Origin of the sequence: Nonomuraea sp. NPDC050733 (genome assembly GCF_040654215.1) — a bacterium.
Taxonomy (GTDB): domain Bacteria; phylum Actinomycetota; class Actinomycetes; order Streptosporangiales; family Streptosporangiaceae; genus Nonomuraea.
This window is the reverse complement of record NZ_JBFAHO010000001.1, coordinates 285090-310328: the sequence shown is the minus strand read 5'-3', so window position 1 is coordinate 310328 and position 25239 is coordinate 285090. Positions and strand designations below refer to the sequence as shown.

Sequence of the window (25239 nt, the reverse complement as noted above, 5' to 3'; positions counted from 1 at the left end):
TCGGGACCGCGGTGGGGGCGCGGGCGGGTGCTGGGCCGGGCGGTCAGGCGGTGGCGGGGGTCGTGCGGGTCAGGCGCAGGCAGCGGGTGGCGCCGTACAGCTGCGCCCCCCAGAAGGCCGACGTCACCAGCTCGGCCAGCATGACCGGCGCCAGGGTGTCGAAGTCGCTCGGCAGGCCGGAGACGGCGGTGAGCGCCGAGCTCAGCAGGCCGCACAGCGGAAGCAGGATCATGACGGCCAGCCCGAGGGAGCGGGTGACGAGCCTGGGCCGCCGGATCCACCGGCCGCCGCGGCTCAGCGCCACCAGCGCGAACCCCCCGTAAACGGCGCCCCCGGCCTGCAGGTAGTCGAGCAGCCGCGCGATCGGCGTGTACCAGGCCGGCCGGTCCTCCCAGGCGGCGCCGGAGTCGGGGTAGATGCGCCAGATCATCGACCAGATGAGAACGCTCACCGGCAGGCTGAGGAACAGCACCGCCGCCAGGCGCCGGCCCGCCGACGCGGTCAGCTCGTCCTGGTAGCCGGGGGCGATCTCCGCCACCTCGCCGAACTCCGCCACGGCCATCCGCTCGGCCTCGGCGCGGTCGAACCCCTCCGCCTCCAGGGCGTCGGCCGCGTCGGCCAGGCTGTCACGCGCCTCGACGACCAGATCGCGCTTGGGGCCGGCGGGTCCCGCCAGCGCCCTGCCGAGATCGGCCACGTAGTCGTCGATCAGCATGTGCCAAGTGTACGGGCCGGGCATCCGGGGGCCCATCGGGGATCTCCCCGATTCCCGGCCGGCGTCCTCACCGTGACCTGCCCGTCGCCGACCAGGAACGTACCCTCGCCTTCCGCGCCGGCGTCCCCCAGACCCCCGACGGTGAGCGCGGTCGCGAGTGCCTCCTGAGGAGCCTGGCCCGTCAGGACCCGGACGAGGCCCGCACAGAGAAACGCCGGCGAGCAGGCCCGGCGATCAGGCATGGTCAGCACTCCGGCCGTCTGGCGATCAGTACCTCGGTGACCAGGTCCTGCTCCCACCGCCCCGCCGGATTGTCGGCGAGCAGCGCCTCCCGGAACGCCGCGACGAAGGCGCGCAGCCGATCACCGAGCGCGGCGGGTGAGCTGTAGGAGTACGAGAGCTGGAGCCCGACCAGCCCGTCCACGTCCAGGACCAGCCGCCGCGTGAACGTCCGCGACTCCAGGCGGCGGAACGGCGAGGCGGTCAGCACGGCGTGGTGGGACTCGCCGGTGGCGTGGAAGGAGTGGGCCGCCGCCTCGATGTCGAGGCCGAAGTCCGCGCAGACCCGCCGTTCGATCGCCTGCCACGGCTGGGCGTCCGGCTGCCACGGCTCGCCCGGCTGCGTGGCCGGGCCGAGCAGCGCCACCGCGCCGCCGGGCGGCAGCAGCTCGTCCAGCTCCGCCAGCACCGCCGCGCGGTCCATCCAGTGGAACGACCGTCCCATCACCACGTGGTCGAACGGCGGCAGCGCGCGCAACCCGGTCGAGTCGCCGCGCATCCACGTGACGGCGGCGCGGCGTGGTGCGAAGTCACCGAGCTGGGCGCCGGCCGCGAGGCGCCGACCCTCCGCCAGCATCTCCTCGGCCGGGTCCACGGCGAGCACTGCCCTCACCCGGCCGGCGAGCGGAATCGCGATCGTCCCCGGCCCGCAGCCCAGGTCCAGCACCCGGCTGTCCGCGCCGGGCGCTCCGGCCAGGTGGTCGATCACCGCCTCCCCGTACGCGGGCCGGTACCGGGCGTAGTAAGGGGCCGCGCCGCCGAACAACTCCTCCACGTACCGGCACCCTAGGCCGAACGCCCCCGACCGGCGAGGTACCGCCGCGGCCGGAACCGGTCGTCAGGTCCCGGCGCGGCGCAGCGGCCGGCCCACCTCGTGCAGATGGCGTAGGGCCTGGCCCCAGGACGCGAGCAGTCCGCACTCGGCGTATTCGACGCCCAGCGAGCGGCAGTAGTCGCGCACGATGGGTTGGGCCTTGCGCAGGTTCGCGCTGGGCATGGCGGGGAACAGGTGATGTTCGATCTGGTGGTTCAGGCCGCCGAGCGCGACGTCCAGGAGGCGCCCGCCGCTGACGTTCCTGGACGTCAGCACCTGGCGGCGGAGGAAGTCCAGCTCGTCCTGCGCGGTCAGCACCGGCATGCCCTTGTGGTTGGGAGCGAACGTGCAGCCCAGGTAGACGCCGTAGAAGGCCTGGTGAACGGCCAGGAAGGCCAGGGCCTTGGCCGGCGGCAGCACCACGAACAGCGCAGCGGCGTAGGTCAGGACGTGCGCGACGAGCAGCAGCCCCTCGGCCGGGCGGTTCTTCAGCGCCGGGCGGCGCAGCGCGCGGAAGCTCGACACCTTCAGGTTGACGCCCTCCAGCGTGAGCAGCGGGAAGAACAGCCACGCCTGCCGGCGCCCGAGCAGCCGCGGCAGCCCGCGCGCGGCTTCGGCCTGCTTCCGCGACCAGATGAGGATGTCGGGCGAGACGTCGGGATCGTGGTCCTCGTGGTTGGGGTTGGCGTGGTGGCGGGTGTGCTTGTCCATCCACCAGCCGTAGCTCAGGCCGACGGCCAGGTTGCCGACCAGCAGCCCCGCGATCCTGGCGGTGCGCCGCGAGCGGGAGATCTGGCCGTGCGCGAGGTCGTGGGCCAGCAGTGTGACCTGCGCGAAGGCCACAGCCAGCAGCACCGCCACCGGCATCTGCCACCAGGAGTCTCCCACCACGGCGAACACCGCCCAACTCCCCACGAACAGGGTCGCGACCAGTCCGATCCGGACCGCGTAGGAGCCGGGCCGCCGCTCCATCAGCCCTGCCTCCGCGATGCGGCGCGACAATCTCGCGAAGTCGCTGCCCCGCTGCGGGCGGGGCGCCTCCACCACTGTCACATCTGTCTCCGATGCTCACGAAGTCGGTCATGGGTGATCGCTTGTCAGCATCTCCAGAGCCAGGGGCGCACGGACCCCTGCTGGCGCCCGTTCTTCCGGTGGTGCCAGCCCTACCACCGGATCGAACCGCCTCCGCCATGACCGTCGTGGCGTCTCCCGACAGTAGAGGAAGCGGTCAGGCGCGGACCACGATCACGGGCGCCCGCGCGTGGTGCAGGACCGCGTGAGCGGTGCCACCGAGGCCGAGCAGGGCCCCCGGCGCGTCATGCGCGGCCCCCACGACCACGGCGTCGGCGTCCGCCGAGGCTCGGCCGATCCGGCGAGGAACTCCGCCAGCCGCTGCGCCTCGTCCCGGCCCGCCGCCTCGCTGTCGAAGACCACGGGCTCCACGGTCCAGGGCTCGACCGTGCCGGGGTGCGTCCAGGCATGGACGGCGCGCAGGGCGGCTCCCCGGAGCACCGCCTCGCGGAAGGCGTACTCCAGCACGGCCTCCTCGCCGGGCTGCCCCGACACGCCCACGACGATGACCCCGTGCCGGCCGGCCGGCGTTTGCCGGACGACCGCCACGGGGGCCGGCGCGCGGCTGGCCACGTGCCGGCTCACGGAGCCGAGCAGCAGCTCGGCGAACCCACCGCGGCCCCGGTTCCCGACCACGACGAGTTGCGCGGCGTCGGCTGCCTGGACGAGCGCGTCCTCCGGCCTGTCCGCGACCACCTCCGTGGTGACCTCCAGTCGCGGCCGCCTCGACCGCATCTCGGCCGCGGCCTGCCTGAGCTGTTCGCGCGCGGCCTTGTCCGCCTCGATCTCCCAGCCGGCAGGCTCGGGGACCAGCAGGACGTCGGGCGACCAGCGTGGCATGGCGTGGAGGACACGCAGCGGGGCGTCACGGACGGCCGCCTCCTGCTCCGCCCAGGCGAGGGCCTGCCGCGAGGAGTCTGATCCGTCGAACCCGACGACGATCGGCTGTGTCATGGTCGTCACCTCACACGCTCCCGCGACCCCCCGTCGCGCCGGAGCTCTGTCATGGGTATCGCCGTTTCCCCCTCTGCGAATCCCCAAGGCATGGCCCTGGCTCCGCGAGGACGTCCCGACCGGGGCTCGCGCGCGGCACCCCCGGCGCCCCACGGGGCGGTCTCTTGAAACGTTCATGTCCGCACGCCTGGGCCCGTCGAGGGTTCTGCCTGGTGGCAGGTCGCCTCTGCGAGCCGGTCGGCCTCCGCCACCCCGCTCCGCACGGAGAACGTTTTACGGCTTCCGTCCGGCTCCGTCATGCTCGGGGGTCACCGCCCCAGGATCCGCCGGAAAGGACATGACATGCGGTTACGCGCCACCGGAACGACGGCCGCCGCCCTCGCTCTCGCAGCGGCTCTCACCGGCTCACCCGGCCCCGCTCACGCGGTGCAGCGAGCGGCCGCCGCCAAGCAGATGGAGGACCTCGACCGCGGCCTGGTCAGCGTCCGCTCCGGGTCCGGGAACCTCGTGTCGTGGCGGCTGCTCGGCACCGACCCCGAGGGCGTCACCTTCAACCTCTACCGGGGCTCCACCAGGATCGCCTCCCTCGCCACCGCCACCGACCACCTCGACGGCGGGGCCGCCGCCGACGCCTCCTACACGGTCAGGGCCGTCGTCGGCGGCGTCGAGCAGGCCGCCTCCCCGTCGTCGCTGCGCTTCACCGGAGGCTCCTACCTCGACGTGCCGATCCAGCCGCCCTCCGGCGGCACGACCCCCGACGGCGTCGCCTACACCTACAGCGCCAACGACGCCGGCGTCGGGGACATGGACGGCGACGGCCAGTACGAGATCGTCCTCAAGTGGGACCCGTCCAACGCCAAGGACAACTCCCAGTCCGGCTACACCGGCAACGTGTACGTCGACGCGTACCGGCTCAACGGCACGCGGCTGTGGCGCGTGGACCTCGGCCGCAACATCCGCGCGGGCGCGCACTACACGCAGTTCCAGGTGTACGACTACGACGGCGACGGCCGGGCCGAGGTGGCGATGAAGACCGCCGACGGCACCCGTGACGGCGCCGGCGCGGTGATCGGCAGCGCGTCCGCCGACCACCGCAACTCCAGCGGCTATGTGCTGTCGGGGCCGGAGCACCTCACCATGTTCGACGGGCTGACCGGCGCGGCCAGGTCCACGGTCTCCTACGACCCGCCGCGCGGCACCGTCTCCTCGTGGGGCGACTCGTACGGCAACCGGGTGGACCGCTTCCTGGCCGGCACCGCGTACCTCGACGGGGAACGCCCGTCGCTCATCATGGCGCGCGGGTACTACACCCGCTCCGTCATCGCCGCCTGGGACTTCCGCAACGGCACGCTCACCAAGCGGTGGACGTTCGACAGCAACTCGGCCGGCTCGCGGTGGACCGGCCAGGGCAGCCACAGCCTGTCCGTCGGCGACATCGACCAGGACGGCAGGGACGAGATCGTGTACGGCGCCATGGCCGTCGACGACAACGGCACCGGCATGTGGACCACGGGCACGGGCCACGGCGACGCGCAGCACCTGGGCGACTTCGACCCGGCCAGGCCGGGACTGGAGTACTTCAAGGTGAGCGAGTCCGGCTCGCAGCCCTCTTCGCTCTACATCGACCCGCGCGACGGCCGGATCCTCTGGTCCACCCCCGCCAACGGCGACAACGGCCGCGGCGTGGCCGGTGACATCTCGACGGTCAGGGTGGCGAGCGAGTTCTGGTCCGCCGCCGACGCCAACCTGCGCAGCGTGACCGGCAACAACGCCGGCCGCAAGCCGTCCTCGGCGAACTTCCTCATCTGGTGGGACGCCGACCCCCTCAGGGAGCTGCTCGACCAGACGAGGATCGACAAGTACGGCACGAGCGGCGACACCCGGCTGCTCACGGCCTCCGGCGTGCACTCCAACAACGGCACCAAGGCCACCCCGTCGCTGTCGGCGGACCTGTTCGGCGACTGGCGGGAGGAGGTCGTCTGGCCCACCAGCGACAACCGCGCGCTGCGTGTGTACGCCACGACCACGCCCACGGACCGGCGGCTCTACACGCTGATGCACGACCCGCAGTACAGGGTGGCGATCGCCTGGCAGAACACCGCCTACAACCAGCCGCCGCATCCGAGCTTCTTCATCGGGGACGGCATGCCCACCCCTCCCCGGCCCTCCATCTATGTCCGCTGAGAGAGCATCTCCGCCGAGAAAGGAACGGGCGTCGTCAGGGACGTGACGCGCACGTGCACGCCAGGGTGACCAGGATGCCGCGGTCCCGGTTCACGTGTGACACCGCGCCGCAGCCCAGGCAGTAACGGCAGGGAAAGGCGGCGGCGACCATCGGATCGAGCCAGCGTGGGTCCTCCCAGACCGGCGGCGGCTCGTGGACGGGCCGGGGCCGTTCCTCGGGCTCGCTCCCGCTCACCCAGCCGCGTCCATGGCAGAGCATGCAGGCGAGGAACAGGCCGCCGAGCCGGTGCCCTCGGCGGCCGCGGCACTCGGGGCACATCATCGGCCCGGTCACCTCGCCCTCCCGGGGGCGCTCCGGCCGATCCGCTCAGCGCCGGCGCCCGCGCGCACGCCGCGCGTCGCGGTCCTCTCCTTCATGCCCATGCCGGAACCGTAACCGCACGAGCACGAGCTGTCCCCGACTTCCGGGAGATCGCACGACATCCCACCGGCGAACCGGGCTGCCGGCTACCTCAGGGCCGAGGCCGCCAGGGAGAAGCGCCGGGCGAAGGCGGACATCTCCTCCCGCTGCCCGTCCAGGTCGGGAGTGGACGTGCTGATCACGAGGCGGGTCGCGCCCTGCGCGGCGAGCTCGTCGACCCGATCGCCGGTCATGTCGATCGTCCCCCACCGGGTCTGCTCCAGCGCGTCGGGGTCGCGGCCCGCCTCCGCGGCGGACGACCGGGCGAGCTCCCACTGGGCGGCCCGCTCGGCGCGGGTCAGCGCGCCGCCGGGGAAGTAGCCGTCGCCGCGCAGCCCGGCCCGGCGGGCCGCCGCCCGGCTCGACCCGCCGACGTGGATCGGCAGCCCCGCGCCCCCGGACGGCTTGGGGAAACTGCACAGATTCTCGAACGCGAAGAACTCCCCGGCGTGGCTGACGCCTTCCTCCCCGCCCTCCCACAGCAGCCGCAGGACGTCGATCGCCTCGTCCGCCCGCCGCCCCCGGGTGCCGAAGTCCACCCCGACCGCCCGCGCCTCGCCCGGCAGCGCGCCGACGCCCACGGTCAGCAGCCGCATCCGGCCCCGGGACAGCAGGTCGATGGTCGCCAGCCGCTTGGCGAGCGTCACGGGATGGTGGTACGGCAGCAGCAGCACGCCCGTTCCCAGCAGGATGCGGCTGGTCGCGGCGGCGACGAAGGTCAGGGTGTCCAGCGGGTCGGCGTACGGCAGGGCCGGGGGGATCTCCCACGGCCCGACCTTCGCCCCGGGATACAGCGCGACGTGCTCCGGAACGTACAGCGCCTCGAAACCGCACTCCTCGGCGTGCCGGGCGAAGGCGGCGATGGCGTCGGGGTCGACGCCGCTGTGGGCGGTGCTGTAGCTGATCGCGAATCTCATGGTCGTCCCTCTGGCTCGCCCGGCGGCTGACGGCGACAGAGTAGAACCTTGTCACTGGCGTCAGGGCAAGCCGCCGGCAGCCGGGAAGCGCGCGGGCGCGAAGGGGACGAGTGGACGGGGAGCCGGCCCCGGCAGGGGCCGGCCGCCGCGTCAGGCGGTGAAGGGCACGGGGTGGATCTCGTCGGCGGGGTGGCCCGCCCGCTCGTGGATGCGCTGGACGGCCTCGGCGCTGGGCGCCTCCGACAGGCAGTAGACCACGCCCTCCTCCGGGTCGGCCCAGGCCCGCTCGAAGGTCACCTTCTCCTCGTCCTGGATGGCGAGGTCGGCGCTGTGCGCCTCGTGGAGCTGCTCGGCGGTGATGCCGGCCATGCCATGGTGAACGTCGATGAATGTGGCCATGGGTTCCTCCTAGGGCCGTATTCCCCCAGCCTAGGACGGACATAAGCCCGCAAACACCCAACAAGGAGCCAAAGGCTCGCCGCGCGGCCGGCCCGCGGTTCAGTCGAACAGGTCGGGATCGGAGCGGACGATCTGGTCGTACAGGGGCTGGAAGTTGATCCAGCCGACCAGGTCGTTGCCGATCTGCCCGTGGGTGAGCTTGGCCTGGTCGTGGTCGATGGACACGGTCGGGCCCGCGGCCATGGCCAGCAGCTGGGCCTGGGACGAGCGCTCCATCGTGATGAACCACCAGGCGGCGGCGTCCACCGAGTCGCCCACGGTCAGCAGCCCGTGGTTGCGCAGGATGACGGCCTTGTGCGAGCCCAGCGCCCGCGCGATCCGCCTGCCCTCCTCGGTCTCCACCACCACGCCGGTGTAGTCGTCGAACAGGCCGTGGTCCTCGTAGAAGGCGCAGGCGTCCTGGGTCAGCGGCTCCAGCGGGCGGCCGAGCGAGGACAGCGCCTTGCCGTACACCGAGTGGGAGTGGGCGGCGGCGACCGCGTCCGGACGGGCCTGGTGGACCATGGCGTGGATCGCGAAGGCGGCCTGGTTGACGTGGTACCTGCCGTGGACCACCTGGCCCTGGTGGTTGACCAGGATGAGGTCGCTCACCCTGACGTGCCTGAAGCTCATGCCGAACGGGTTGACCCAGAAGTGGTCCGGGTGCTCGGGGTCGCGGGCGGTGATGTGCCCGGCCACCCCCTCCTCGAAGCCGAACCTGCCGAACAGCCGCAGCGCGGCGACGAGGCGCTCCTGGCGGTGGCGGCGCTCGTCCTCCACGTCGTCGAACTTCTGCGGCAGCCGGAAGATCAGCTGGTCGGTGGGGACCGGTTCCACGTTCATCGTGCCTCCAGCACTGAGGGGACCCGTCCAGACTGCCGCCCGCTCCCGTCCGCATCAACCTCCTGACGCGGGCGGCTCACGGGGACGGAGAGGGCGGGGGAGCCGGGGTCCCCTGGGAAGGCGTCAGCGATGGGCGGACGGGGGCCGCTGCGGTGAGCTGTGGGCGGCGTGCTGGGCCGTGGACAGGAGCATGGCGCCCGCCGCGATGGCCGTCAGCAGGACGATCCAGCCGGCCGCCCGCCCCATGCGGGCCCCGGCCGTCACCAGGGGCCAGGAGACGGCGTCCCACCAGCGGCGGCCCGCCAGGCGGCGCATCTCCGTCGCGGCGAAGGCGAAGTCGTGGGACAGGCCGCGGTCGTCGGCGCGCCGGCCGAGCTCCGCGTACAGGGTGGCGAGCCAGCCGGCCCGCAGGTCGCCGGGGTCGCGGGGCTCCGCCCCCGGGTCGGCGGGGTCGAGGAGACCGGAGCCGCCGCGTAAGGCTCGTTCGTCCGCCAGCACGCTGCGCCGCGAGAACCAGCGCACCATCGGCCGCCGCATGCTCACCCGCACGCCGCGTCCCGTGAGCGCGAAGCGGCAGTCCTTCAGCCGCACGCCCGCCGGATGCGCCAGCCCCGCGAAGCGGCAGGCCGACAGGTCCAGCCCGTACAGCGCGAGGCTCCGCGCGTCCACGTGCCGCAGCGAGGTGATCGACGCGCCGCCGCGGCCCGTCACCGTCGCCTGGCCACGCAGCACCGCGCCCTCCAGGTCGGCGTGCGAGCCGGTGAGCCGGAGCGTGGCGCTCCCGGTGACCTCGACGCGCCGCAGGTCGACGCCGCAGCCGGTGACCGACACGTCGAGCGAGGCGTCGGCGCGGGCGCGGGCGGCGGACAGGCGGCCGGTGGCCGACAGGTAGGCGTTGCCGGCGAAGTGCGCGGCGTCGAACCCGGCGCTCCCGACGACCTTGCGGAACGACAGCGTCCGCCCGAACCGGGCGCCCCGGAACGTCGCGCCGTCGCCGAGCCGCGCCCCGTCGAAGGTGGCGTACCCGTCGAACCTGGCCCGCTCGCACGACAGCCCGCGCCCGAAGGACGCCTGGCTGAACAGCGCGTCGCGGGCCATGACGGCCCGGTCCAGGGACACGTGGCCGCGCACGGTCACGCCGTGCATCGACAGTTCCCGCGTGAACCGGGCGTCGGCCAGCGACAGGTTGCCCTCGAAGCGGGCTCCGAAGAACGAGGCGAGCCGTTCGAAGACGGCGCCGTCGAGCGACACGTCCCCGGCGAACACGACACCGGTGAGCCGCACGTCGCCGCCGAACCGGGCCCGGTCCAGGCGGGCCCGTCCCGGCCGCCCGCCCGTCGCCTCGATCACGCGGGAGAGCAGGTCGCCGCCGATGACCGTGCCGCGCAGGTCGAGCAGGCGGCCGGGGAGCATCTCGCCGATCGCGGCGGCGAGCTGGTCGGGGGGCAGATGCGCCAGGCAGAGGTCGTACGGCCGGCGTGCGATGCCCGTGCAGGCAGCGGAATGCGTGCAGGTGACCCAGTCCATGCAGTCGTCATACCCCGGGCACTCGCGTGTCAAGGTTCGCTAATTTAATGCTCTATCAATATTTATGTAGACATATGTGGGCGGGCGTCCCTCTAAAGTGCCGGTCATGCGCGTTTTACCCCGGGCCACTCTCGCCGCGCTCGCCGCGGCCGCCCTCTCCGCCTCCCTGCTGGCCGTTCCGGCCGCCGCGGCGTCCCCCACCACTCCGGACACCACCGCACCGGATACCACCGCGCCGGACGCAACCACTCCGGACGCCACCAGCACACCGGCGACGGCGGCGGCGCCCTGTGACACCCCCGCCACCCACCGGATCTCGCAGGTCCAGGGCGGCGGCGACGCCACCCCGCTCGCCGGGCAGACCGTGCGCGTCGAAGGTGTCGTCACGGGCGACTTCCAGCGCTCCGACCAGCTCGGCGGCTTCTTCCTGCAGGACCCGCGGCCGGACTCCGACCCGGCGACGTCCGAGGGCCTGTTCGCCTACGCCCGTGACACGCTCAAGGACGTCAAGCCCGGCGACCGGGTCCTGGTCACCGGCAAGGCCGTCGAGTACAACGGCTGGACCGAGCTGTCCCCGGTGACCGCCGTGGACGTCTGCGGCACCGGCACCGTGCCCGCCCGGCCGTACACGCTGCCCGGCGACGCGCTGGAGAGCGTCGAGAACATGCTGCTCACCCTCCCGCAGCCGCTCACCGTCACCGACCACTACAACCTCGGCCGCTACGGCGAGGTCACCGTCTCCGCCGGTGGCCGGCTCTACCAGCCGACCGACCGCCCCGGGGTCGACCCCGGGCAGCAGGCGCGGCGCGCGCTGCTCATCGACGACGGCTCCACCCGGCAGAACCCCGCCACGCTGCCGCCCATCGTCCGCACCGGCGACGTGGCCGTCGGCGTCACCGGCGTCCTCGGGTACGGCATCGGCGCCTACCGGCTCCAGCCCACCAAGCCCGTCGCCTACCACCACGCCAACCCCCGGCTGCCCAAGCCGTTCCCGGTGATCGGCAACGTCAAGGTGGCCTCGTTCAACACGCTCAACTGGTTCACCACCCTCGGCTCCCGCGGCGCGACGAACGCCGAGGAGCAGCGGCGGCAGCTCGCCAAGCTGGTCGCGGCGCTCAAGGGCATCGACGCGGACGCCGTCGCTCTCATGGAGGTCGAGAACAACGGCCAGAGCGCGCTCCAGGCACTCGTGGACGCCGTCAACGCCGAGGTCGGCGCGGGCACGTACGCGGCGCTGACCCACCCGTACCCGGGCACCGACGCCATCCAGGTCGGCATCGTCTACAAGCCCGCCAAGCTGGAGCCCGTCGGCGAGCCGCGCGCCTCGCAGGACCCGGTGTTCAGCCGGCCGCCGCTCATACAGACGTTCCGGCGGCCGGGCGGCGGCCAGCCGTTCACCATGGTCGTCAACCACCTCAAGTCCAAGGGCAGCTGCCCTGCCGGCGACGGCCCCGACGCCGACCAGGGCGACGGACAGGGCTGCTGGAACGCCACCCGAGTCAAGCAGGCGCAGGCCCTGCTCCAGCTCGTCGAGGACCTGCCGAACCCGCTCGTGCTCGGCGACCTCAACTCCTACGGCGAGGAGGACCCGATCGACACGCTGGAGGCGGGCGGCCTGACCAGCCTCACCAAGCGGTTCGTCCCGGCGCCGCTGCGCTACAGCTACCTGTTCGACGGGATGTCGGGCGAGCTGGACCACGCCCTGGCCGGCCGGCAGCTCCTCAGGCGCGTCACCAGCACCACGATCTGGCACATCAACGCCGACGAGCCGCGCCTCCTGGACTACAACACCGAGTACAACCCGGACGGCCTCTACCGGCCGGACGCCTACCGCTCCTCCGACCACGACCCGGTCGTGATCGGCCTCACCCTGCCCGGCGGCAGGGGCTGAGCAGGACGGGACAGCGCTGCACGCGGCCGGACCCCGCCACGCGCCTCGTGGCGGGGTCCGGCCGCGTGCTGGAATGAGGGAAGACGGGTAGGGGTTTCTATCCGGTGACAGCTTCGTCGACGAGCGAGGAGCCACTTGTGGCGACCATCGAGGTAACCGAGACCAACTTCAACGACATCGCCGACAAGGGGATCGTCCTGCTCGACTTCTGGGCCGAGTGGTGCGGGCCGTGCAAGATGTTCGGCCCGATCTTCGAGAAGGCGTCGGACAAGCACGGCGACATCACCTTCGGCAAGATCGACACCGACGCGCAGCAGGCGCTCGCGCAGGGCTTCGACATCACCTCGATCCCGACGCTGATGGCCATCCGCGACGGCATCGTGGTCTACGCCCAGCCGGGCGCCATCCCCGAGCCCGCCCTGGAGGACCTCATCCGCCAGGTCCGCGCGCTCGACATGGACGCGATCCGCACCGAGCTGAGCGAGGAGCTCAACGGGGCCGAGCAGCGGAACGGCTGACCCCGGCCCGGCCGCACGGCCGGCAAGCCCCGCCCATGACGGCGGGGCTTTCGCATGCCGGGGACCGCACTCGCGGGATCAGGCGTTGCGGTACAGCTCCGCGACGCGGAAGGCCAGGTCGAGGGACTGGCCGCGGTTGAGGCGCGGGTCGCAGGCCGTCTCGTAGCGGGTGGCCAGGTCGCCCTCGGCGATCTCGTGGCCGCCGCCCACGCACTCGGTCACGTCGTCGCCGGTGAACTCGATGTGGATGCCGCCCGGGTGGGTGCCGAGCGCGCGGTGCACCTCGAAGAAGCCCGCCACCTCGTCGAGCACGGCGTCGAGCCGCCGCGTCTTGTGGCCGCTCGGCGCCTCGAAGGTGTTGCCGTGCATCGGGTCGCAGATCCACGCGACCTGGGCACCGGCGGAGGTGACCTCCTTGACCAGGCTGGGCAGCAGCTCGCGGATCTTGGAGGCGCCCATGCGGGTGATGAACGTCAACCGGCCCGGCTCGTTGTCGGGGTTGAGCTTCTCGACCAGCTCCAGCGCCTGGGCCGAGGTGGTCGTCGGGCCCAGCTTGACGCCGATCGGGTTGCGGATGCGGGCGAAGAAGTCGACGTGGGCGCCGTCGAGCTGCCGGGTGCGCTCGCCGATCCACACCATGTGCGCCGACACGTCGTACGGCAGGCCGGTGCGGGAGTCGATGCGGGTCAGCGCCCGGTCGTAGTCGAGGATCAGCGCCTCGTGCGAGGAGAAGAACTCGACCGTGTGGAACTCCTCCGGGTCGGCCCCGCAGGCGCGCATGAACGCCAGCGCCTGGTCGATCTCCCGGGCGAGCTGCTCGTAGCGGCGGCCGGCGGGGGACTCGGCGACGAAGTCCTGGTTCCAGGCGTGCACCTGGCGCAGGTCGGCGTAGCCGCCCTTGGCGAAGGCGCGGGCCAGGTTGAGCGTCACGGCGGAGGAGTGGTACGCCTTCAGCAGCCGCCACGGGTCGGGCCGGCGCGCCTCGGGCGTGAAGTCGAAGCCGTTGACCATGTCGCCCCGGTAGGCGGGCAGCTCCACGCCGTCGCGGGTCTCGGTGCCCTTGGAGCGCGGCTTGGCGAACTGCCCGGCCAGGCGCCCGATCTTCACGACCGGCACCTTGCCGGCGTAGGTGAGCACGATCGCCATCTGGAGCAGCGTCTTGAGCTTGTTGCGGACGTTGTCGGCGGTGGCGCCGGCGAACGTCTCCGCGCAGTCGCCGCCCTGCAGCACGAACGCCTCGCCGCGGACCACGGCGGCCAGCTGGTCCTTCAGCAGGTCACACTCGCCGGCGAAGACGAGGGGAGGCAGGCCGCCGAGCTCGGCGACGACCTTGTCGAGCTCGCCGCGGTCGGGCCAGTCGGGCTGCTGGGCCGCGGGGAGGGCTCTCCAGGAATCGAGATTGCTCTGTGCGCTCACGATATACGAGGGTATTCCACCCGCCCCGCCCGGCCGACCCCGATGTCCACGTTGTGAGAAGGTCGTTTCACGGGGACGCGGGCACCTCGACGTGCTCGGGCCGTACACCGAGGCCGATGAAGCGCCGCGGGACCCGGTTGAGCAGGGGGATCCGCGTCACGTCCGGCCGGATCGGCGGGGACCCCAGGCGGCTGCGCAGCGCCGGCCCGATCAGCAGGTCCTGCACGACCCGCTGGGCGGCCTGGGTGACCCGGGTCGGCCACATGCGCCGCCGCTGGAGCCGCCGCAGCGTCGCCTCGGGCACGCGGCCGTCCGCGCGCAGCGGCCCGGCCACCAGGTTCGCCGCGGCCACGGCGTCCTGCACGGCCAGGTTGATGCCGACGCCGAACACCGGCGACATGGCGTGCGCGGCGTCGCCGATGGCCGTGAACCCGGGCCGGTGCCAGCGGCGCAGCCGGTCGATCACCACGGTGAGCATGCTCACGTCGTCGTAGCCCTCGATCAGCGTCTCCCGGCCGGCCAGGAACGGCACCAGCCGCGCCACCGGCTCGCGCAGCGCGCCGATGCCCCGCCGTACGAGGTCGTCGTAGCCGCCCTTGGGGATCACGTACGCGAGCTGCCAGTACGTCTCCCGGTCGATCACCACCATGAGATGGCCGCGCGAGAGCCGCAGGAACGTCTCGTCGGGATCGCCGGGCACGCGCGGAAGCCGGAACCACAGCACGTCCATGGGCGCCCCGAACTCCCTCGGCAGCAGCCCGGCGGCCCGCCGCAGCACCGAGGTCCGCCCGTCGGCGGCGACGGTCAGCCCCGCGCGCAGCTCGTGCTCGCCCTCCGCGTCGCGGTAGCGCACCCCGCGCACCTCGCCGCCCTCCACGATCAGCCCGTGCGCCTCGGCGCTCATCAGCAGCCGGAACGACGGGTAGCGGGCGGCGGCGGAGGTGACGAGCGACAGGAAGTCCCACTGGGGGACGAACGCGATGTAGTCGTAGGCGCAGGGCAGCCCGCGCAGGTTCGCCAGCGGGATCGGTCCGGTGTCGGTGACGACGCTCAGCTCGTACGTCTTGCGGTGCGGCAGCCGCAGGAACTCCTCCGCCAGCCCGATCTCGCCGAGCACCTGGAGGGTGGAGGGGTGGATGGTGTCGCCGCGGAAGTCGCGCAGGAAGTCGGCGTGCTTCTCCAGCAGCGTCACCTCGACGCCGGCCCGGGCGAGCAGGAGGGCGAGCATCGCGCCCGCCGGGCCGCCGCCCGCGATCACACAGCTCATGGTCCGTCCCCAGGTGCGGCGTTTCGCTGGAGCTTTCCCCGTACGGGCAGGTCCGAACGCGCCGCGGCCCTGGCTTCGGTCAGGCCGGCGGGCTCGCGGCGAGGCGGCGCAGCACGTGGGTGAGCCACTCCGTGGCGAGGCCGCGGATCCGTTCGTACTCGTCCTCCGGGTACTGCCGCGGCCCGTTCTCGACCAGCAGGATCAGGTACAGGTACGCCCGGTAGAGGTCGAGCCGCACCCGGGCGCGGGGCGTAAGGTCGAGCGGCGTGACCTCGCGGTAGCCCGCGAGCAGCGGGTCGTCCTCGTCCAGCTCGTCGAAGAGGGTGGGCGTGACGAACTCCGCCAGCGGGTCGCCCCAGAACGCCCGTTCGTGGTCGATGATGGCCTGGATGCGCGGCTGCCCCGTCAGGTCCAGGAACACGTTGCCCGCCCACACGTCGAAGTGGACCAGGTGCGGTGTCGTCACCTCGTCCAGCGCGGGCGCGGCGCCGGCGACCACGGCCGCGATCTCGGCCGCGGGCAGCGGCAGCGGCGTCGGGTAGCGCCGGGTGTCGGCGAGCAGCGCCCCCATCATGGCGAGGTACGCCTCCCGCCAGGTGGCTCCGGTGATGCCCGCGTGCGGATAGCCGAACACCTCGCCGGTCACCGCGTTGAGCCGGGCCAGGTGGCGCCCGAGCTCCCGCCGCAGCGCGTCGTGCCCGCCCCCGTCGAGCGGGCCCCTGACCAGCGGGTCGCTGGAGGGCGGGACGTCGATCCACGAGACGCCGTCGAGCGCGTGCAGCACCAGGTAGTCGCCGCCCAGCACCGGGTCGTCGAACCCGGCGGCCACCAGCGCGGCCACGGGCACCCCCGCCGCCGCGGCCAGCTCGCACACCGCCGCCTCCATGCGCAGCAGGTGGCGCTCGTAGCTGAGCTGCTCCAGCTCGGGCGGCGGCGCCACCTTGAGCACCACGTCGCGGCCGTCGTCGAGCGTGAGCCGCCACACCGCGTTGGCGTAGCCGTCGGTCAGCTCCGCCGCGGCGGCGACGCCGGCGCCGACGGCCCGCCGGGCCAGGGCGTCCAGCTCGGCGGGGGTGAGGCGGCGTTTCGTCCGGCTGTCCATGGTGTGCGTTCCCTGCTCTCAGGCGGACTGGCGGAGCACCAGGTGGGTGTCGAGGATGACCACCGGCTGGCGGACCTCCTCGCCGTTGATGCGGGCCACCAGGAGCTGGGCCATCTGCCGGCCCATCGCCTCCGTCGGCTGGTGGACCGTGGTCAGCGGCGGGTCGGTGTGGGTGGCGGCCTTGGAGTCCTCGAAGCCGACCACCGCCACGTCGCCCGGGATGGTCCGCCCCGTGGCCTTCAGCACCCGCAGCGCGCCCACCGCCATCAGGTCGGAGGCGGCGAACACGGCGTCGAGCGCCGGATGCGCCTCCAGCAGCTCGCGCGTCGCCGCGGCGCCGCTCTCCTCGGAGAAGTCGCCGTAGGCGACCAGCTCGGGCATGCCTGAGCTGAGCAGCGCGTCGCGGTAGCCCGCGAGACGGTCGACGCCCACGCCCATGTCCTGGGGTCCGGCGATGGTGGCGATCGACTCCCGGCCGAGACCCAGCAGATGCTTGACCGCCTGCCGGGCGCCGGCCCGGTTGTCCATGTCGACGTAGCTGTAGGGCGCCGGGCCGACCGGCCGGCCGCCGAGCACGGTGGGCACGCCCATCGACTCCAGCCGGGCCGGCAGCGGGTCGTCGCCGTGCAGCGACAGGAGCAGCACGCCGTCGACGTGCTGCCCCGTCAGGTAGTGCTCCAGCCGCTCGTGCTCCTCGTCGGACTGCGCCATCGCCAGGATGAGCTGGAGCCCCGTCTCGGACAGCGCCGAGCCGATGCCGCGGATCGTGCCCGCGAAGTACGGCTCGTCGAAGACCCGCAGCTCGCTCTCCGACACCACCAGGGCGACCGTGTCGGTGCGCCGGGTGACGAGGGCGCGCGCGGCCCGGTTGGGCACGTAGCCCAGCTCGTCGATGGCCTGGCGGACGGCCTCGCGCGCCTTGTCACTGACGTTGGGGGACCCGTTGATGACCCTGGACACCGTGCCCCGGCCGACCCCGGCCCGGGCCGCGACTGCCTCAAGAGTCGGTCGGTTCATGGCGCCTATTCTGCCGGATGATCTGGGAATACCAGAGCGCGCTGTCCTTCAGCACCCGCTCCTGCGTCTCGAAGTCGACGTGGACGAGCCCGAAACGCTTGCCGTACCCCCACGCCCACTCGAAGTTGTCCATGAGCGACCAGGCGAAGTAGCCCTGCAGCGGCACGCCGGCGTCGATCGCCTCACGGCAGGCGCGCAGGTGGCAGTCGAGGTACGAGGTGCGCTGGACGTCGTGGACGCGGCCGTTCTTCAGCACGTCGTCGAACGCGGCGCCGTTCTCGGAGATCACCAGCGGGATCGCCGGGTAGTCGCGCGCCACCCGCTGCAGCACCTCCAGCAGGCCGCTGTCGTCGATCTCCCAGCCCATCGCGGTGACCGGCCGCCCGCCGTTGACGAACGACACGTGCTCGCTGCCGACCCAGGGCGAGCCCGTCTCGGTCGGGGCCGCCGCCGCCGACGCCTTGCCGCCTCCGGCTCCCGAAACGGTGAAGCGGCTGTAGTAGTTGACGAGCAGCAGGTCGATGGGGGCCTTGATGGTCTCCATGTCGCCGTCGGCGATGAAGCCGGTGTCCATGCCGAGGTCGGCCAGGACGTCCTCGGGGTAGCGGCCGAGGAGGAGCGCGTCCAGGAAGAACCGGTTCTGCAGCCCGTCGATCCGCCGCGCCGCGTCCAGGTCGGCGTCACTGTCGCCGGCCGGCGTCACCGCGTACAGGTTGACGCAGCCGCCGACCCTGCTGCCCCGCATGGCCTGGACGGCCAGCCCGTGGGCGAGGTTGAGGTGGTGGGCGGCCCTGATGGCGTTGGCCGGCTCGCGGCGGCCGGGGGCGTGCTCGCCCGAGGCGTAGCCGAGGAACGCGGCGCACCACGGCTCGTTGACCGTGCTGAAGGTGTGCACGTGGTCCTTGAGCGCGTCGTGGACGCACTGGGCGTACTCGGCGAACCGGTAGGCGGTGTCCCGGTTGGGCCAGCCGCCCGCGTCCTCCAGCGCCTGCGGCAGGTCCCAGTGGTACAGGGTCAGCCACGGGTCGATGCCGTTCGCGCGCAGCTCGTCGGCGAGCCGCTTGTAGAAGTCGAGGCCCTTGAGGTTGAACCGCCCGGAGCCCTCCGGCTGGACGCGCGGCCACGACACGGAGAACCGGTAGGCGCTCAGGCCCAGGTCCGCCATGACGGCGACGTCGTCCTTGTACCGGTTGTAGTGGTCGATGGCCACGTCCGCGTGGTGGCCGCCGACCACCCGGCCGGGCTGCTTGGTGAAGGTGTCCCAGATGGAGACGCCGCGGCCGTCGGCGGTCACCGCGCCCTCGATCTGGTAAGCCGAGGTGGCCGCCCCCCACGCGAATCCCGGTGGGAACCGCAGGTGGGAGCTCGTCTGCTCCTCTTGAGTCGTCACGCCTTGACCGCACCTTCCATCAGGCCGCCGACGATCTGCCGGCCGAACAGCACGAAAACCACGAAGAGAGGGAGGACGGAGGCGGCGGTGCCGGTGAACAGCATCACGTAGTCCGTGCCATGGGCGGAGTTGAGCGCCGCGATCGACGTCTGAACCACCGGGTTGTCCGGGTTCAGCACGATGAGCGGCCACATGAACTCGTTCCAGGTCTGCATGAACACCAGCAGGGCCAGCACCGCCATCCCGGGCCGCAGCGCGGGCAGGACGACCCGGCCGTAGATGCCCAGGGTGGTCGCCCCGTCGACGCGGGCGGCCTCGACCAGCTCGTCGGGCACCGCCTGGGAGGTGTACTGGGTCATCATGAACACGCCGAACCCGTTGACGAGGAACGGCAGGATGACCGACTGGAGCTGGCCGGTCCAGCCGAGCTTGACCATCATGTCGTACAGCGGCACCACGCCCATCTGCTGGAGCGGCACCATCATGGTGACCAGGATCAGCCCGAGCAGGACCTTGGAGCCGGGGAAGCGGAGCTTGGCGAACGCGAAGCCGGCCAGCGTCGAGATGAGCACCACCGACACGGTCACGGTGACGGACACGATGGCGGAGTTGACCAGCCCGGTGACGAAGTTGGCGTCCTCGGTGGACAGCAGCCGCTGGACGTTCTCGCCGAGGTGGCCGCCGGGCAGCAGCGGCGGCGGCGTCTCCACGGCGTCGTCGTTGGTGCGCGTCGCCATGATGAACATGTAGTAGATGGGGAACGCGGACAGCAGCAGCGCGAAGCCCAGCACCACCTTGGTCATGAGGCCCGCGTCCCAGAGGCGGTTGTTCATCGGGCGCCTCCGATGCGGCGGGTGAACCAGTAGTTGATCATCGTCCCGAGCAGGATCAGCACGAACAGCAGCCAGGCCGCCGCCGAGGCGTAGCCCATCTCGAAGTCGCGGAAGGCGGACTTGACGATGAACATGGCCACTGTCTGGTACTGGCCGGTGGTGCCGCCCGTCATCATCGGGTTGCCCTCGAACATGACCGGCTCGGTGAACAGCGTCAGCCCGCCGATCGTCGAGATGAACACGACGAACACCATCGTCGGCCGCAGCATCGGCACCGTGATCCGCCAGAACTGCGTGCGCGCCGACGCACCGTCGATGGAGGCGGCCTCGTACAGGTCGCGCGGGATCGTCTGCATCGCGGCCAGCAGGATGATCGCGTTGTAGCCCGTCCAGCGCCAGTCGACCATCGTGGCGATCGCGATCCAGGAGGACCACTTCTCGTTCTGCCAGATGATCGGATCGACGCCGAACCAGGACAGGATCCAGTTGAAGACCCCGTAGTCGCGGCTGTAGAGCTGGCTGAAGATCACGGCCACGGCGACCACGGAGGTGATGAGCGGCAGCAGCACGCCGAGGCGCAGCAGCAGCCGGCCGCGCAGCCTCTTGTTGAGGGCGTTGGCCAGCAGCAGCGCCAGCACGAGCTGGGGCACGGTGGCCAGCACGAACATGCCGAGCGTGTTGACGACGGCGTTCCAGAAGGCGGCGTCGGTGATCAGCTCGCCGTAGTTGGCCAGGCCGTTGAACTCCGTGTCGCCGGCCAGCTCCCAGTCGTGCAGCGAGACCCAGAGCGTGTAGCCGAGCGGGAAGATGCCGAAGACGGCGAACAGCAGGTAGTAGGGCGACACCAGAACGTACGGCGTGCCCTTGAGGTCGAAGCGGGCCATCCGCCGGGAGGGGGCCGACCGCCTGCCCGGCGCCCGCCGGGCGGGCGGCGGCGCGAGTTGGATAGTCATGGAAGCCTTTCGAGCCGGGGCGGGGAGGGGTGGCGCCCGCAGAGGGGAAGGGGCGCCACCCGGTCCTGGGGGACGGGGGTCAGCCCGCCGCCTTCACACCCGCCGCGACGAACTTCGACCAGGCCTCGTCGTACTTGATCGCGCCCTGGTCCATGCCCTCGATGACCTTCTCGACCGCGGTCTTCACCTGGGCGTGCTTCTCACCGAAGAACACCGGCTGGAGGTTCTTCACCGAGTCGCTGAAGATCTGGCCGGTCGGCGCGTCGTTGAAGTAGGCGTTCTTCAGGCCCGCCACCTCGGGGTCCTGCTGCGCGGGCAGCGAGCTCGGGAACGCGCCGGCCTCCTTGAAGGCCGCGACGTGGCCCTCCTTGCCGGTGAGGTAGTTCACGACCTCGGCGGCCTCCTTGGGGTGCTTGCTCTGCTTGGGCACCGCGAGCCAGGAGCCGCCCCAGTTGCCCGTGCCGCCCGGCACCGCCGCGACGTCCCAGTTGCCCTTGTTGGACTCGCCGGCCTTGCCCTCGATCACGCCGAGCATCCACGACGGGCAGCCCATGGTGGCGAAGCCGCCGCCCTTGATGGCCTTGTCCCACGCCGGGCTCCACGCCTGCAGCTTGGCGGTCATGCCGGCCTTGCTGAAGGTGGTCACCCAGTCGAAGGAGGTCTTGACGGCCGGGTTGGACTCGATGACGAGCTGGTTGTTCTTGTCGAAGTAGGAGAGGTTGCCGTTCTTCGGCGCCTCCTGGAAGAGGATGACGTTGTAGATCGTGTTGGGGCCGTCCATGAACTTCGCGCCCGTCTTGGCGGCCTCGAACTTCTTGCCGGTCTCCAGGAACGCGTTCCAGTCCGGCCAGAGCTTGCCGACCTCCTCGCGGTCGGTGGGCAGACCGGCCTTCTTGAACAGGTCCTTGCGGTAGCACATGGTCATGCCGCCCATGTCCGTGCCCAGCGCGAACAGCTTGCCGTCCGCGTTGAGGCCCGCCTCCCACTTGGCCGCCGGGAAGTCCGCCTTGCGGCTTTCCAGGCCGTACTGGCCGAGGTCGGCGAAGAACTGCGGACGGGCCGCCATGAGGCCCATCGCGCCCTCGTCGATGCCGACCACGTCTCCTGCGCCTGCCCCCGCCTGGAGACGCTGGAGGAGCTGCGGCAGGTACACGTCCTCGAACCGGTCGGTGAGGTTCGTGTACTTGATCTGGATGTTCGGGTGCTCGGCGTTCCACTTCTTGACGGCCTCGTCGTAGCCGAAGTTCTCGCCGCCGCCGAAGGTGTGCACGTTGATCGTGACCGGCTCCGCCGCCGCGCTGCTCTGCGAGCCCGCCGGGGTGGCGCCGCCACCGCCGCTGCTGCACGCCGCGATGGCCAGCAGCGCCGTCATCGCGGCTCCGGTCACGACGAAGCGCTTGTGGTTCTTCATTCGGAACCCCTCTGGGTGGTGAATGTGGGAGGTGCATCGCGACGTGAGGCCGCGATGGGAAGGTCTTGGGAGCGCTCCCACAAAGAGTGCCCTCATGGCGTGGGGGCCGTCAACGGCCCGCAACGCAACCGTTACCTCAGGCCGGATTTGGCGCCGTGAAAGCGGATTCAAGGCCGCAAACAGCGCGAAAAGGTCGCTGGGAGCGCTCCCATACCATCTGTCCCGTTAACGCCACAGGAACGGACAACCCGCTGAAGGCCGGGGCGGGACGAGGGGTGTCAGGCGTACGAGAGACCTGCCCGGAACGCGAGCGAGCGCGCGCCGGGGGAAGGCGCGCGCTCGCTCCCTCTGGGGAGAGGTGGGGGAGTGGTAGGGGGACCGGGTCAGCCGGCGTAGTTCGGGTAGCCGTAGCCGACGACCTGGGAGGTCGGCCGGACGCGCTGCTCGACGCGGCCGTTGCCGGTGTTGCCCTCGATCGTGGAGATCGTGCCGTTGCCGTTGTCCTTGACGACGAACCCGACGTGGTTGATGTCGTCCAGGCTCTTGCTGCCGCTCCAGGAGAAGAAGACGACGGCGCCGGGCTTGGGCGCGCTGCCCCAGCGGTGGTTCTGGGCGAACCAGCGGGCGTGGGCGACGGTGTAGGCGTCCCAGCCGACCTGCGGGCGGGCGCCGGTCTGCTCGCCGACCCAGGAGACGAACATCGAGCACCAGGCGGCGTTGAGGTAGGCCTGCGGCGAGCCGCCGTCACGCTTGACGGTCTCCAGCGCGCGCTGCGACTTCGCGTACCACTGCTGGAACTTGGTGCCGCCGCCGTAGGCGTTCTCGGAGGTGCCGACCTGCGCGCGGGCCACGTCGAGGACCTTCTGCGCGGTCACGTTGACCCGGCCGTACTGCGAGCCGGACGCGGCTTGGCTGTTGGCGGCCTGGCTGTTGACGCTCTGGCTGGTGGACGAGTTGGATGCCGGCCCCACGTGCTCGGGGGTGTCCGCGTTGGCCGGCGCGACGGCGCCGAAGGCGGCCGAGGCGATGATGGTCGCGCCGAGGGTGGCGCGGATCGTTCCGGGCGTGAGGGCACGGAGGAGACGGTGCTTGGCCATCGAGAAGGGATGCTCCTTGCTTCCATGCCGCTTACCGGGTTAGCTGACGGGTTCGGGCGTGGAAGCTGCCCTACGGCACAAGGAAGTGCCGATTCACCCCAAGAGAAGTGGGTCCCCGGTTCCGCGCTCAGGCGGATTCAGCGGTCACAGGGGGGTCCTGTGATGATCTGTGCGATAGGCCGGCAACGAACGGGCAAACCGGACGTAAGCCGACGAACAGGATTTAAGGTAATACATCCGGCAAGAGGATTACAAGTGGATAAATGCCCAGCTAGGAGAGCTGGGAGCGTGCCTCCTCCAGAAGCCCCATCATGGCAAGGCTTTCGTCCAGTGGCATGATCTCGCTTTCGGTCCGTCCCTCGGCCAGGGCGTCCCGTACCTCGCGCAGCTCACCCGCGTATCCGTTGTCGGCCGGGTCGAGGTCGTGGACCTCCGTCGCCATCGACGCTCCGCTGAGCACGACCCGGTTCGGGGCCCAGAACGGCGCCTGGATCTCGGCCCGCATCCCCGTGCCCACCACGTACGCGCTGTTGGGGAACGAGGCGAGCAGCGAGGACTCCACCAGCGCCCGCCTCCCGCCGGGATAGACCAGCACGCCGCCCGCCTCCGCGTCCACGCCCGACGGCGCCAGGCAGCCCGTCATCCGCACCTCCGACGGCGCCCCGAGCAGCAGCTGGGCCAGCCCGAACGGGTAGATCCCGAGGTCGAGCAGGGCCCCGCCACCCAGCTCCGGAGCCCACAGCCGGTGCGCCGGATCGAACGGCAAAGCGAAGCCAAAACTGGCCTGCACCGAGCGGATCTCGCCGAAGCGCGGGTCGGCGGCCACCCGCCGGATGAGCGGGTTGAACCGCATCCACATCGCTTCCATCAGGAAGACCCCGGCCTCGCGGGCCAGGCGCACCATGCGCTCGGCGTCGGCGAGCGAGGCGGCCAGCGGCTTCTCGCACAGCACGGCCTTGCCCGCCGCGATGGCCGCCTCGGCCACCGCCAGGTGCTGGGCGTGGGGCGTGGCCACGTACACGGCGTCGACGGCCGGGTCGGCGCACAGCTCCGCGTAGGAGCCGTACGCCGACTCGGCGCCGAGCTCCGCGGCCAGCGCGTCGGCGCGGTCCAGGTCACGCGAGCCGACGGCCGCCACCCGCATGCCGGGCTCCGCGGCGATGACCGCGCCCACGGTCCGTGCGATACCGCCTGTCGCCGCGATGCCCCATGCGAGATCCCTCATGGCGAGGGATCATAGCTTTTTTACCCAAATGTGGCGGGATCGGGCCCAAGGCGGCGATTGGCGTTGAGTGCCCCGATAGCCGCCAGGTCCTCGTCGTCCAGGACGAAGTCGAACACGTCGATGTTCTCCCGGATGCGGGAGGGCGTGACCGACTTGGGGATCGTCACGTTGCCGAGCTGGATGTGCCAGCGCAGCACGACCTGCGCCGGGGTGCGCCCGTGCTTGGCGGCCAGCGTCTGGAACGCCGGCTCCTCCAGCAGGCCCCGGCCCTGGCCGAGCGGGCTCCACGCCTCGGTGAGGATGCCGTTGGCCTCGTGGAAGGCCCGCAGTTCGTGCTGCTGGAGCCACGGGTGCAGCTCGATCTGGTTGATCGACGGCGTGACCCCGGTCTCGTCCATGAGCCGGGTGAGCGCCTCCACCGTGAAGTTGGACACACCGATGGCCCGGGCCCGCCCGTCGCGGTGCGCCTTCTCCAACGCCCGCCAGGCACCCACGTAGGCGTCCTGCTTCAGCACGGGCCAGTGGATGAGATAGAGGTCGACGTGGTCCAGGCCGAGCCGCGCCAGGCTCTCGTCCAGGGCCCGCTCGGCGCGGTGGTGGTCGTCGTTCCACAGCTTCGTGGTGACGAACACCTCCTCGCGCGGCAGACCGGAGGCGCGCACCGCCCGGCCCACGCCCTCCTCGTTGCCGTAGATCCTGGCGGTGTCGACGTGCCGGTAACCGGCCTCCAAAGCGGTCGTCACGGCCCGCTCGGCCTCGTCGGCGGGTACTTGCCAGACGCCGAACCCGAGCTGGGGGATCGAGACGCCGTCACTGGTGAGATTGAGCGAATTCATGGCCTCCATTAGAACCAAGGTGGACACCATCGCCTGCACAGGGTCGGGGGCAATGGCGTCAGCGACTGGTTCGCCCTCCGA

23 protein-coding genes, 1 pseudogene and 1 riboswitch are annotated in these 25239 nt (G+C 71.7%); of the genes and pseudogenes, 3 read left to right on the top strand and 21 right to left on the bottom strand.

Translation table 11 applies throughout. The features are described from left to right. Positions 1 to 43: 43 nt before the first annotated feature. The 5 genes and pseudogenes from AB0H64_RS01415 to AB0H64_RS01395 form a co-directional block, all read right to left on the bottom strand. Entirely contained in the window at positions 44 to 715 is a 672-nt protein-coding gene (locus AB0H64_RS01415) for a permease prefix domain 1-containing protein (protein ID WP_357618680.1), read from the bottom strand. 244 nt (positions 716 to 959) lie between these two features. Further along, on the bottom strand, positions 960 to 1769 hold the full coding sequence (locus tag AB0H64_RS01410) for a class I SAM-dependent methyltransferase (RefSeq protein ID WP_357618677.1): 810 nt from the start codon (positions 1767 to 1769) through the stop codon (positions 960 to 962). Between the two features lie 63 nt (positions 1770 to 1832). Next, complete coding sequence (locus AB0H64_RS01405) at positions 1833 to 2852, bottom strand: acyl-CoA desaturase (protein WP_357619692.1); 1020 nt, start codon at positions 2850 to 2852, stop codon at positions 1833 to 1835. A 184-nt stretch (positions 2853 to 3036) separates the two neighbouring features. Further along, positions 3037 to 3141, bottom strand: a complete 105-nt coding sequence (locus tag AB0H64_RS01400) for a hypothetical protein (RefSeq protein ID WP_357618674.1) — start codon at positions 3139 to 3141, stop codon at positions 3037 to 3039. Between the two features lie 284 nt (positions 3142 to 3425). After that, positions 3426 to 3833: pseudogene (locus AB0H64_RS01395) on the bottom strand (universal stress protein); the annotation flags it as partial. A 342-nt stretch (positions 3834 to 4175) separates the two neighbouring features. Here AB0H64_RS01395 and AB0H64_RS01390 point away from each other — a divergent pair. Further along, entirely contained in the window at positions 4176 to 6017 is a 1842-nt protein-coding gene (locus AB0H64_RS01390) for a rhamnogalacturonan lyase (protein WP_357618671.1), read from the top strand. Between the two features lie 34 nt (positions 6018 to 6051). On the opposite strand, the gene AB0H64_RS01385 is transcribed toward AB0H64_RS01390, so the two are convergent. The 5 genes from AB0H64_RS01385 to AB0H64_RS01365 all read right to left on the bottom strand — a co-directional run bounded on the left by AB0H64_RS01385 (position 6052) and on the right by AB0H64_RS01365 (position 10202). Beyond that, entirely contained in the window at positions 6052 to 6351 is a 300-nt protein-coding gene (locus AB0H64_RS01385) for a hypothetical protein (protein WP_357618668.1), read from the bottom strand. Between the two features lie 173 nt (positions 6352 to 6524). Then, the gene (locus AB0H64_RS01380) at positions 6525 to 7394 is read right to left on the bottom strand and encodes a TIGR03619 family F420-dependent LLM class oxidoreductase (RefSeq protein ID WP_357618665.1); all 870 of its coding nucleotides are present in this window, start codon (positions 7392 to 7394) and stop codon (positions 6525 to 6527) included. A gap of 150 nt (positions 7395 to 7544) precedes the next feature. After that, complete coding sequence (locus AB0H64_RS01375) at positions 7545 to 7793, bottom strand: SCO4226 family nickel-binding protein (RefSeq protein ID WP_357618662.1); 249 nt, start codon at positions 7791 to 7793, stop codon at positions 7545 to 7547. Positions 7794 to 7892: 99 nt separating this feature from the next. Continuing rightward, positions 7893 to 8675, bottom strand: a complete 783-nt coding sequence (locus tag AB0H64_RS01370; protein WP_357618659.1) for a class II aldolase/adducin family protein — start codon at positions 8673 to 8675, stop codon at positions 7893 to 7895. A gap of 123 nt (positions 8676 to 8798) precedes the next feature. After that, the gene (locus AB0H64_RS01365; protein WP_357618656.1) at positions 8799 to 10202 is read right to left on the bottom strand and encodes a pentapeptide repeat-containing protein; all 1404 of its coding nucleotides are present in this window, start codon (positions 10200 to 10202) and stop codon (positions 8799 to 8801) included. Between the two features lie 106 nt (positions 10203 to 10308). Between AB0H64_RS01365 and AB0H64_RS01360 the strand changes: the two genes are divergently transcribed. Further along, on the top strand, positions 10309 to 12093 hold the full coding sequence (locus AB0H64_RS01360; RefSeq protein ID WP_357618653.1) for an ExeM/NucH family extracellular endonuclease: 1785 nt from the start codon (positions 10309 to 10311) through the stop codon (positions 12091 to 12093). Positions 12094 to 12230: 137 nt separating this feature from the next. Beyond that, positions 12231 to 12611 (top strand): thioredoxin, encoded by a 381-nt coding sequence (gene trxA, locus AB0H64_RS01355; protein ID WP_357618651.1) that lies wholly within the window; start codon positions 12231 to 12233, stop codon positions 12609 to 12611. 78 nt (positions 12612 to 12689) lie between these two features. On the opposite strand, the gene AB0H64_RS01350 is transcribed toward trxA, so the two are convergent. The 11 genes from AB0H64_RS01350 to AB0H64_RS01300 form a co-directional block, all read right to left on the bottom strand. Further along, positions 12690 to 14027, bottom strand: coding sequence for a class II 3-deoxy-7-phosphoheptulonate synthase (locus AB0H64_RS01350; RefSeq protein WP_310711972.1), 1338 nt, complete (start codon positions 14025 to 14027; stop codon positions 12690 to 12692). Between the two features lie 67 nt (positions 14028 to 14094). After that, positions 14095 to 15294 carry an FAD-dependent oxidoreductase gene (locus AB0H64_RS01345; RefSeq protein ID WP_357618647.1) on the bottom strand — a complete coding sequence of 400 codons (1200 nt, stop codon included), beginning with the start codon at positions 15292 to 15294 and terminating at the stop codon, positions 14095 to 14097. A 79-nt stretch (positions 15295 to 15373) separates the two neighbouring features. Continuing rightward, positions 15374 to 16396 (bottom strand): phosphotransferase, encoded by a 1023-nt coding sequence (locus tag AB0H64_RS01340; RefSeq protein WP_357618644.1) that lies wholly within the window; start codon positions 16394 to 16396, stop codon positions 15374 to 15376. Positions 16397 to 16414: 18 nt separating this feature from the next. Continuing rightward, positions 16415 to 17413: a LacI family DNA-binding transcriptional regulator gene (locus tag AB0H64_RS01335; RefSeq protein WP_357618641.1), complete on the bottom strand. Its 999-nt coding sequence runs from the start codon at positions 17411 to 17413 to the stop codon at positions 16415 to 16417. Further along, the gene (locus tag AB0H64_RS01330; protein WP_357618638.1) at positions 17394 to 18803 is read right to left on the bottom strand and encodes a GH1 family beta-glucosidase; all 1410 of its coding nucleotides are present in this window, start codon (positions 18801 to 18803) and stop codon (positions 17394 to 17396) included. The genes AB0H64_RS01335 and AB0H64_RS01330 overlap by 20 nt, the downstream gene beginning before the upstream one ends. Continuing rightward, positions 18800 to 19636 (bottom strand): carbohydrate ABC transporter permease, encoded by an 837-nt coding sequence (locus tag AB0H64_RS01325; protein ID WP_357618635.1) that lies wholly within the window; start codon positions 19634 to 19636, stop codon positions 18800 to 18802. Before AB0H64_RS01325 ends, AB0H64_RS01330 begins: the two co-directional genes overlap by 4 nt. Further along, complete coding sequence (locus tag AB0H64_RS01320) at positions 19633 to 20589, bottom strand: sugar ABC transporter permease (protein ID WP_357618632.1); 957 nt, start codon at positions 20587 to 20589, stop codon at positions 19633 to 19635. Before AB0H64_RS01320 ends, AB0H64_RS01325 begins: the two co-directional genes overlap by 4 nt. 79 nt (positions 20590 to 20668) lie before the next feature. Beyond that, positions 20669 to 22000, bottom strand: a complete 1332-nt coding sequence (locus AB0H64_RS01315; protein WP_357618629.1) for an ABC transporter substrate-binding protein — start codon at positions 21998 to 22000, stop codon at positions 20669 to 20671. A gap of 383 nt (positions 22001 to 22383) precedes the next feature. After that, positions 22384 to 23097: a CHAP domain-containing protein gene (locus AB0H64_RS01310; protein WP_357618627.1), complete on the bottom strand. Its 714-nt coding sequence runs from the start codon at positions 23095 to 23097 to the stop codon at positions 22384 to 22386. A gap of 13 nt (positions 23098 to 23110) precedes the next feature. Continuing rightward, positions 23111 to 23250: riboswitch (cyclic di-AMP (ydaO/yuaA leader) on the bottom strand. 118 nt (positions 23251 to 23368) lie between these two features. Further along, positions 23369 to 24322, bottom strand: coding sequence for a Gfo/Idh/MocA family oxidoreductase (locus AB0H64_RS01305; protein WP_357618624.1), 954 nt, complete (start codon positions 24320 to 24322; stop codon positions 23369 to 23371). A 20-nt stretch (positions 24323 to 24342) separates the two neighbouring features. Next, positions 24343 to 25158 carry an aldo/keto reductase gene (locus AB0H64_RS01300; protein ID WP_357618621.1) on the bottom strand — a complete coding sequence of 272 codons (816 nt, stop codon included), beginning with the start codon at positions 25156 to 25158 and terminating at the stop codon, positions 24343 to 24345. Positions 25159 to 25239: the final 81 nt, after the last annotated feature.

Coding starts and splice junctions, on each gene's coding strand:
- AB0H64_RS01300 (WP_357618621.1), bottom strand. CDS start 25,158: ATGAATTCGCTCAATCTCACCAGTGACGGCGTCTCGATCCCCCAGCTC.
- AB0H64_RS01310 (WP_357618627.1), bottom strand. CDS start 23,097: ATGGCCAAGCACCGTCTCCTCCGTGCCCTCACGCCCGGAACGATCCGC.
- AB0H64_RS01305 (WP_357618624.1), bottom strand. CDS start 24,322: ATGAGGGATCTCGCATGGGGCATCGCGGCGACAGGCGGTATCGCACGG.
- AB0H64_RS01370 (WP_357618659.1), bottom strand. CDS start 8,675: ATGAACGTGGAACCGGTCCCCACCGACCAGCTGATCTTCCGGCTGCCG.
- AB0H64_RS01340 (WP_357618644.1), bottom strand. CDS start 16,396: ATGGACAGCCGGACGAAACGCCGCCTCACCCCCGCCGAGCTGGACGCC.
- AB0H64_RS01315 (WP_357618629.1), bottom strand. CDS start 22,000: ATGAAGAACCACAAGCGCTTCGTCGTGACCGGAGCCGCGATGACGGCG.
- AB0H64_RS01375 (WP_357618662.1), bottom strand. CDS start 7,793: ATGGCCACATTCATCGACGTTCACCATGGCATGGCCGGCATCACCGCC.
- AB0H64_RS01320 (WP_357618632.1), bottom strand. CDS start 20,589: ATGACTATCCAACTCGCGCCGCCGCCCGCCCGGCGGGCGCCGGGCAGG.
- AB0H64_RS01345 (WP_357618647.1), bottom strand. CDS start 15,294: ATGAGCTGTGTGATCGCGGGCGGCGGCCCGGCGGGCGCGATGCTCGCC.
- AB0H64_RS01360 (WP_357618653.1), top strand. CDS start 10,309: ATGCGCGTTTTACCCCGGGCCACTCTCGCCGCGCTCGCCGCGGCCGCC.
- AB0H64_RS01335 (WP_357618641.1), bottom strand. CDS start 17,413: ATGAACCGACCGACTCTTGAGGCAGTCGCGGCCCGGGCCGGGGTCGGC.
- AB0H64_RS01325 (WP_357618635.1), bottom strand. CDS start 19,636: ATGAACAACCGCCTCTGGGACGCGGGCCTCATGACCAAGGTGGTGCTG.
- AB0H64_RS01365 (WP_357618656.1), bottom strand. CDS start 10,202: ATGGACTGGGTCACCTGCACGCATTCCGCTGCCTGCACGGGCATCGCA.
- AB0H64_RS01380 (WP_357618665.1), bottom strand. CDS start 7,394: ATGAGATTCGCGATCAGCTACAGCACCGCCCACAGCGGCGTCGACCCC.
- AB0H64_RS01390 (WP_357618671.1), top strand. CDS start 4,176: ATGCGGTTACGCGCCACCGGAACGACGGCCGCCGCCCTCGCTCTCGCA.
- AB0H64_RS01415 (WP_357618680.1), bottom strand. CDS start 715: ATGCTGATCGACGACTACGTGGCCGATCTCGGCAGGGCGCTGGCGGGA.